General features: G+C 60.2%; 3 protein-coding genes. All 3 read right to left on the bottom strand.

The annotated features are described in order from the left end of the window. Positions 1 to 664: branched-chain amino acid ABC transporter permease (locus tag ABSG20_RS33610; RefSeq protein ID WP_423868744.1), on the bottom strand; the 664-nt coding region annotated here is incomplete at its 3' end. Positions 665 to 677: 13 nt separating this feature from the next. Then, positions 678 to 1553, bottom strand: coding sequence for a branched-chain amino acid ABC transporter permease (locus tag ABSG20_RS33605; protein ID WP_423868743.1), 876 nt, complete (start codon positions 1551 to 1553; stop codon positions 678 to 680). Between the two features lie 108 nt (positions 1554 to 1661). Next, positions 1662 to 2981, bottom strand: coding sequence for a substrate-binding protein (locus ABSG20_RS33600; RefSeq protein ID WP_423868745.1), 1320 nt, complete (start codon positions 2979 to 2981; stop codon positions 1662 to 1664). Between the last annotated feature and the right edge of the window lie 25 nt (positions 2982 to 3006).

The following is a 3006-nucleotide window of genomic DNA, read 5'->3' as shown; positions in this document are numbered from 1 at the left end:
CAGCAATCACGAAGGCGGCCAGCTTGTAACCATGGATATTGTGACCGACCGCCTGCGCGCGCAGCGGGTTGTCTCGGATCGCGCTCAAAATCGCGCCGACCGGCGAGCGTACGATGCGCAGCGCGATCACGATGCCCACGAAATAGCAAACCGCCAGGAACTGATACAAGGACCAGCCGTCGGTGAAGCGAAGCGTGGCAAATCCCAAGTTGAAACTTGGCATTGGTACCCCGGGCAGGCCATTCTCACCGCCGGTAAAAGCCGACAGCGGATTGAACTCGACGAAGAAAAATACCTCGGCGATCGCCACGGTGATCATCGCGAAATAAATGCCGGTACGCCGCAGGGCGATCAGTCCGACAAGATATCCGACCGCGGCTGCAGCGATCATGCCGACGACCAGCGCCAGCAACACATTCGGAAATCCGGCGCGGGTCAAGAGATAAGCGGCGACGAAACCGCCGGTGCCATAGAACGCGGACTGGCCGAACGACAGCAGCCCGGTATAGCCGAACAGAATGTCGAAGCCGATCCCGAAAAGCCCCCAGACCAGAATGCGATTGACTGTGTTGGGGGCGAATCCGAGATGCGGCAGGATGAACGGCGCCACGATCAAGCCGACCGCCGTGAACAGCTCGATGAGGTAGCGACGTTGCCTGGACATCAGCCGGCCAACTTCATTCGCGACCCCTGATGCCGAGCAGCCCGTAGGGCCGCACGACCAGGACGAGAGTCATCGCCGCAAACAACATCACATAAGCGTAGCCGGGGTTGACCATGGAAGTGATGCTGATGATCTCGCCCGCGATCAGGCCGCCGAGAATGGCGCCCGGAAACGAGCCGACGCCGCCGATTACCACCACGACGAAGGTCTGAACCAGGATGTCGTCGCCGATGCCCGGTGTCAGCGAGACCACGGGAGCATTGACGATTCCGGCAAAGCCGGCCGCCATCGCGCCGATACCGAACACGATCATGAACACGCGGTAGACGTTGATGCCGAGCGCATCGACCATGACCGAGTCCTCGATGCCGGCGCGTACGATCATGCCGATCCGCGTGCGATAGAGGATAACGAACAGCACACTTAGCGCCACGGCGATGATCCCGACTACCGCCAGCCGGTATGTGGGATAAAACATGAAACCGAGCGAGGTGATGCCTGCGAACACGGGTGGCGGCGGTACCATTTGCGACTGGCTGCCAAAAATCAAACGGACGAGTTCTACGAAAACGATGCTGAGGCCGAAAGTGACGAGAAGCTGATCCTCGTGCGGCCGATTGTAGAAATGCCGTATGATGATGCGTTCCATCAGAATGCCGACGATTGCCACGAACAGCGACCCGGCGATGACGGCCGCCACGAATGAGCCGGTATAGCCGTATGCGACGTAGCCGGCGTAACCGCCGAGCATGAACATCGCGCCATGCGCGAGGTTCAGGACGCCGAGGGTGCCGTATATGATTGTCAGGCCAGACGAGATCAGCGCCAGCAAAGCACCGAGCGCCAGTCCGTTGAACACTTGCGATACGAAATTAGCCCAATTGACCATTAATTTCTGTCACGCGAACCGGCGCCCTTCGGAAATGACGTGGATGAGCAATAAGCGAGGCGCCGCGGGCGGCTGTCATCCGCCCGCGGCGCCGTGGTGCCGTCGATCTCAGGTATAGTCGCCGAGCTGGCAACCGAAGGCCTCCGGTTTCTGCATCAGGCCCTTGCCGGGTACGATTTCCACGATGTCGTAATAGTCTTCTTTACCCTTCATGTCCTTCTGCTGCTTGCCCTTGACGATGAGCACCGGGCGGACGCACTGGTGGTCTTCCTTGCGGTAATAGACATCGCCGACCAGCGAGGGAATGGTTTCTTCCTTTTCGTATACCCTGATGACATCCGGCGGATAGAAGCTGCCGGCTTCCTCGACCATGCGGGCCCAGTGCACGAAACTGATATAGGCATTTTCGGCACCCCATTCCGGCTTGTAGTCGTACTTCTTCTCGAAGGCGGCGTTGAACATCTTGGCGAGCGGGAACTTGTCCTCCAGCGTCCACCAATAGTCGGTGGCAGCATAGACACCCTGCATCAACCCGCCCGTTTCCCGCGCCAGGAACGGCACCTGGTAGGGCACCACAAGCTTCATCTTGTCGAGTACGCCGAACTGCTTGGCCTGCTGGATCGACAGAACCGCGTCATGTCCCCAGTTGACGTTGACGAGAATGTCGGCGCCGGAGTTGGCAACGTTGAGCAGATAGGACGAGAAGTCCGGCGCGCCGAGTGGCGAAACCTGGTTGGTAACGGTGGTCCAGCCGTCGGCTGCCGTATTATCCTGCATGGATTTGGTAACGGTGTGGCCGTAGGTATAGTCGGGCGTCATATATGCCACCTTCTTGTTCTTGCCGAATTCCTTGGCAAGAACCGGAGTAATGGCGGCCGCCGCGGTCTGGCCGAAGAAATTCTGGCGGAAGCCGTAGCGCACGCAGTCTTTTCCGGTGGTATCGTTGGAGCCGGAGATGCCGCAGACGAACAGCACCTTTTCGCGCTGTGCCAACTTGTTGAGCGCGACCGCGACCGCGCTCGACGTGCCACCCGTGATCATCACCGCCTTGTTTTCGGAAATGAAGCGCTGCTGCGCCTGCACGGCCTCGTTCGGCTTGGCCGCGGAGTCGGCAACACCGAGTTTCAGCTGCTTGCCGAGTACGCCCTTCTTGGTCTTCGGCGAGATCTGCTTGACCAGTTCGTTGCCTTCGTTGATGTGCTCGATTGCAAGCTGGTAGCCCTTCAGTTCATCCTCCCCCTGCACGGCATAGGTGCCGGTGCGCGGCACCGACGCGCCGATGAACACCGTGTCACCCTGCGAGCCATCGGGCCAGGTGCCGATCGGGGTAATACCGACGGCCCACGCCCGCGGGGAAATGCTGCCCGACAGCATCGTTCCCCCCATGAGGCCGGCGCCTCCGTGTAAAAGTGGGCGCCGCGACCCCAGCCACGCCCCGCTATGTTCGTGGGGC

It is taken from the genome of Bradyrhizobium sp. (genome assembly GCF_049512235.1).
Taxonomy (GTDB): domain Bacteria; phylum Pseudomonadota; class Alphaproteobacteria; order Rhizobiales; family Xanthobacteraceae; genus Bradyrhizobium.
Note: the sequence above shows the minus strand (reverse complement) of the source record. Positions and strands in the feature narration are given on the sequence as shown.